We start from the raw sequence: 4,417 nt of genomic DNA on the forward strand, positions 1-4,417 counted from the left end.
ACCGCCGCGGTGCCGGCCGGCACCGCCGTCCAGAGGTCGTAGACCGCCGCGACCGTGAGGACGATCGCCTCGAAGACGACGAACTGCGTGAGCAGCGCGGCCCGGTCCGAGAGGTCCAGCCCCGGCACCGCGCTCACGAGGCTCTCGTACACCCACGTCTCCCCCAGATTCGGCGCCATCAGGCCTCCTCGCCGGCCGCCTCCTCGTCGAGCGCCTGCTCCACGGCCGCCTCGAAGGGAGTCCGCTCGATCGGCACCAGCGACTGGATCCGGTCGTCGGTCACGACTACGTCCGTCGCCATGCCGTCGATAAGCGGGTACGCCACCCCCGCGGGCACGTCGGTGACGAGGTCGACCCAGTACGCCGAGAGCCGCGGGGTGAGCACCGGCACGGGGACGATCAACGGCTCCCGGCCGATCAGGACCCGACCGACGGTCGCGAGCATCTCGCGGTAGGTCAGCACCTCCGGCCCGCCGATCTCGAACGTCCCGTCGGCGGTCTCGGGCTCGTCGAGGGCGCCCACGAGGTACGCGATCACGTCGTCGATCGCGATCGGCTGGACCCGCGTGGACACCCAGCGCGGCGTGATCATCACGGGGAGCCGCGAGCCGAGCTGGCGGACGATCCGGAAGCTGGCGCTGCCCGCGCCGACGATGATCGCCGCCCGGAGCACGGTCAGGTCGTACTCCCCGCGGCCCAGCACCGTCTCGACCTCCCGGCGGGACCGCAGGTGGGCCGAGAGGTCGTCGCCGTCGACCCCGAGGCCGCTGAGGTAGAGCACGCGGTCGACGCCGGCCCGCTCGGCCGCGCTCGCGAAGTTGCGTGCGCCCCGCCGGTCGCGCTCCTCGAAGCCGCGGCCGCCGCCCATCGCGTGGATCAGGTAGTAGGCGGCGTCGACGCCCTCCAGCGCGTCGTCCAGCCCCGACGGCTCCAGCACGTCGCCCTCGAACACGGTCACGCCCTCGGGGGCGTCGTACGTCGATCGGTCCCGGACGAGCGCCGACACCTCGTGGCCGGCGTCGAGCAGCGCCGGGATCAGCCGTCCCCCGACGAACCCGGTCGCGCCCGTGACGAGAACGTTCATAGCGACGATGGGGTCCGCCGCCGCTTAGGTGCTGTGCCGGCTTCGCCGCCGCCGAGCGGGTCGCAGGCTCGTGACGGTCGTGTCACTGCCGGTAGCGTTATTCTGTGGTAAATGTTAGCACGACTATGCGGGAACTGACCGAGGCCGACATCGACCGGAAAGGCATCGTGCTCGACTACTTCCGACGGCTCGACAGCGGCGGCGACCTGCTCGAACTGTTCGCCGAGGACGCCCGCGTGTTCTACCCGAAGTGGGGGATCGCTACCGGGCGGGAGGAGATCGGCGAGATGTTCGGCGACGTGGGCGGGGTGGTGAACGCGATGAACCACGACTACGAGACGTTCAACTACGTCATCAACGGCGACACGGTCGTCGTCGAGGGGACGAGTAGCGGCGAGACCGCCGACGGGACAGAGTGGCGACCCGACGGGGAGCCGGGCGGCGGGCGCTGGTGTGACGTGTTCGAGGTACGCGACGGCGAGATCGCGCGGCTGTTCATCTACCTCGACCCGGACTACGCCGGGCGGGACACGGCGCAGTATCCCTGGCTCTGAGCAGTCGGGGGGTCACCGACAACCCTACCCACACCCCACCCCAACGCCGGTCAAATGCGCGCCGCAGTGCTCCGCGAGTACGGCGAACCGCTCGACGTGACCGAGCTACCCGACCCCGAGCCCACGCCCGACGGCGCCGTCGTCGAGGTCGAGGCCTGCGGCATCTGCCGGAGCGACTGGCACGCGTGGCAGGGCCACGGCGAGTGGGCCGACGATCAGGTGCCGCTGGACTACGTGCTCGGCCACGAGCCGGCGGGCCGCGTCGTCGAAGTCGGGGAGGACGTCGACCGCGTCGCGGTCGGCGACCGCGTGGTCGTCCCGTTCAGCCTCGGCTGCGGGGGCTGTGGGGAGTGCCGGACCGGCCACGGGAACACCTGCGAGGACGGCCTCGCGCTGGGGTTCGAGTCCGACGTGCCCGGCGCGTTCGCCGAGAGAGTGGGCGTCCCCCACGCCGACCACAACCTCCAGACGCTGCCCGACGGCGTGAGCTTCCGGGACGTGGCCGCGGTCGGCTGTCGGTACATGACCGCGTTCCACGCGCTCGCCCACCGCGCCGACGTGGGCGGCGGCGACTGGGTCGCGGTCCACGGCTGCGGCGGCGTCGGCCTCTCGGCGGTCCAGATCGCCGACGCGCTCGGGGCGCGACCGATGGAACTCGACGTGAGCGACGCCGCGCTCGCCCGCGCCGCGGACGTGGGCGCGAGCGAGACGGTGAACGGGAGCGAGACCGACGCCGTCGAGCGAATCCACGAGATCACCGACGGCGGTGCCGCGGTCAGCCTCGACGCGCTCGGCCGCGCGGAGACCGCACGGAACTCCGTCCAGTGTCTGCGCTCCCGCGGCACCCACGTGCAGGTGGGGCTGACGACCGACGCCGAGAAGGGCGAGGTGTCGCTGCCGACCGACTGGATGACCCGCTGGGAGATCGACTGGCCCGGCTCGCGGGGGATGCCGCCCGCACGCTTCGACGAACTGCTGGCGATGGTCGACGACGGGACGCTCGACCCGGGCGCGCTCGTCGGCCGCGAGGTGGGACTCGACGGCGTCTCCGACCGGCTGGCGGCGATGACTGATTACGACACCGACGGGATCGAGATCCTCACGTTCGAGTAGCCGCCGCGATCCTCTCGCCTACCTCCAGCCCGTTCTCCAGCGCGGCGTGGAGGCGGGCCTCGCCGGCGACCCAGTCGCCCGTACAGTACAGCCCCTCGGCCTCGGCGGCGTCGAGCGGGTCGGCGGCGACGCCGGCGTCTGGCAGCGCGTAGCGCCACCCCTGGTGGTCGGTCCAGTCGGGATCGGCCAGCCGCTCGTCGCCGACGATCTCGGCGGCGTGGGCCGCGAGCGTGTCGACGTTCGCCGCCGGGTCGTCGTCGTAGTGCGCGACCGACCAGTCGTGATTGGCCTGCACCACCAGCAGCGACTCGCCGTCGGGGACGTGGCCGGGTTTGCACTCCTCGCGGGAGAGCCAGCCGACGGCGTGCTCCTTGTCCGTGTTGACGAGCGCGTAGTACGGCAAATCGAGATCGAAGGGGTAGTGCAGCACGGCGGTCCAGATCGTTCGGTACGGCACGTCCGAGACGGCATCGAGCATGGGCTGCTTCACCGGCGATTCCCACTCCGCACCGCGGAGCAGGTCGGCGGTCTGGGGCGCCGGCGGATTGAGGAGGAGCACGTCGAACGGTCCCCACGCCTCGCCGTCCGCGTCGACGAGCGTCCACGTCTCGGCGTCGGCGTCGCGCCGCAGCGTCTCGACCCGCGTCCGCCGGTGGATCTCGGCGTCGGTCCGCCCGAACAGCCGCTTGGCGATCTGTGTCAGCCCCGCCCGGTAGGACCACTTGTGGCCGTCGGGCTTCCGCCCGGGGGTCACCTCGCCCGCCTCGTCGAACGTGTAGATCCGGTCGGTCACGTCGACGAGGCCGTCGTCGTCCAGCGTCCGAGTCAGAAGCTCGTTCGCCCGGTCGCTGTCGGACCTGACGTAGTTCGCGCCGTAGTCGTACGTCAGGTCCCCGTGTCGGCGGGTGGCCGCGCGGCCACAGAGCCCGCCGGACTTCTCCAGCACGGTCACCTCGGCGTCCGGCAGCGACTCGTCGAGGGCGAACGTCGCCGCGGCGGCCGCGCTCCCGGCGCCGACGACTCCGATCTCTGGCATACCGGGGTGTCGGGCGCCGGACGTATCAAGCGGGCCGGTGCCGGCACGCCGGGTCGGTTCCCTACGACGATCGCTTTCGTCAACGAAACCACTATACCTTGGTTGTAACAACCACGCGGTGTGCAGCGGGACACTGCAGTCGCGATCGTCCTCGCCCTCCTCGCCCTCCTCGCCATCGGCGCCGCGGGCGCCACGCTGGAGAACCCTGCCGACACCGACTCGGGGTCAGGGCTCGGCTCCGGGAGCGGGAGCGGCTTCGGGAGCGGGAACGGCGGGAGCGGCGGCGACAACGGAAGCGGGACCGGCGCCAGTGCCATGCAACTGGGCGGACAGGTCGGCGGCGCCTGCATCGCCGTCCTCCAGACGCTCCCGGCGAAGCTCCTGCTCGGCGGCTCCGTCGTCGCGCTCGCGGGCTACGTCTGGCGGCGAACCGACTCGGCGGCGATGGGCGCCGTGACGGCGGTCCTCTACGGGCCGATCGTCTACATGCTCTGGTACGCGCTCGCGACCTGTCAGACGATCCAGCAGGCGTCGCCGGCCCAGCAGCCGGCCAACGGAAGCCGGACCGTCAACGGGAGCAGCGGCGGCAGCGGCGGGCTCGGTGCCGCCGCGGACACCGCGACCAGCCAG

The 4,417-nt window shown here is 72.0% G+C and carries 5 protein-coding genes and 1 pseudogene; 3 read left to right on the forward strand and 3 right to left on the reverse strand.

The window, feature by feature from the left end:
- Positions 1-179, reverse strand: a 179-nt coding sequence (locus ACFR9S_RS16230; RefSeq protein WP_459077203.1) for a DUF7530 family protein, incomplete at its 3' end; no start/stop codon positions are given.
- On the reverse strand, positions 179-1,084 hold the full coding sequence (locus ACFR9S_RS11105) for an NAD(P)H-binding protein (protein ID WP_379818662.1): 906 nt from the start codon (positions 1,082-1,084) through the stop codon (positions 179-181). The genes ACFR9S_RS16230 and ACFR9S_RS11105, both read right to left, overlap by 1 nt.
- Before the next feature lie 125 nt (positions 1,085-1,209).
- Between ACFR9S_RS11105 and ACFR9S_RS11110 the strand changes: the two genes are divergently transcribed.
- On the forward strand, positions 1,210-1,638 hold the full coding sequence (locus ACFR9S_RS11110; RefSeq protein WP_379733109.1) for a nuclear transport factor 2 family protein: 429 nt from the start codon (positions 1,210-1,212) through the stop codon (positions 1,636-1,638).
- Positions 1,639-1,692: 54 nt separating this feature from the next.
- Positions 1,693-2,751, forward strand: a complete 1,059-nt coding sequence (locus ACFR9S_RS11115; RefSeq protein WP_379818664.1) for a zinc-dependent alcohol dehydrogenase family protein — start codon at positions 1,693-1,695, stop codon at positions 2,749-2,751.
- Here the strand turns inward: ACFR9S_RS11115 and ACFR9S_RS11120 are convergent.
- Positions 2,738-3,787, reverse strand: a complete 1,050-nt coding sequence (locus tag ACFR9S_RS11120; protein WP_379818665.1) for an NAD(P)/FAD-dependent oxidoreductase — start codon at positions 3,785-3,787, stop codon at positions 2,738-2,740. The two genes, ACFR9S_RS11115 and ACFR9S_RS11120, sit on opposite strands and share 14 nt — an antisense overlap.
- A 120-nt stretch (positions 3,788-3,907) precedes the next feature.
- On the opposite strand from ACFR9S_RS11120, the pseudogene ACFR9S_RS11125 reads away from it, so the two are divergent.
- Positions 3,908-4,417: pseudogene (locus tag ACFR9S_RS11125) on the forward strand (hypothetical protein); the annotation flags it as partial.

The organism is Halolamina salina, assembly GCF_042678005.1.
In the GTDB taxonomy this organism is placed as follows: domain Archaea; phylum Halobacteriota; class Halobacteria; order Halobacteriales; family Haloferacaceae; genus Halolamina; species Halolamina salina.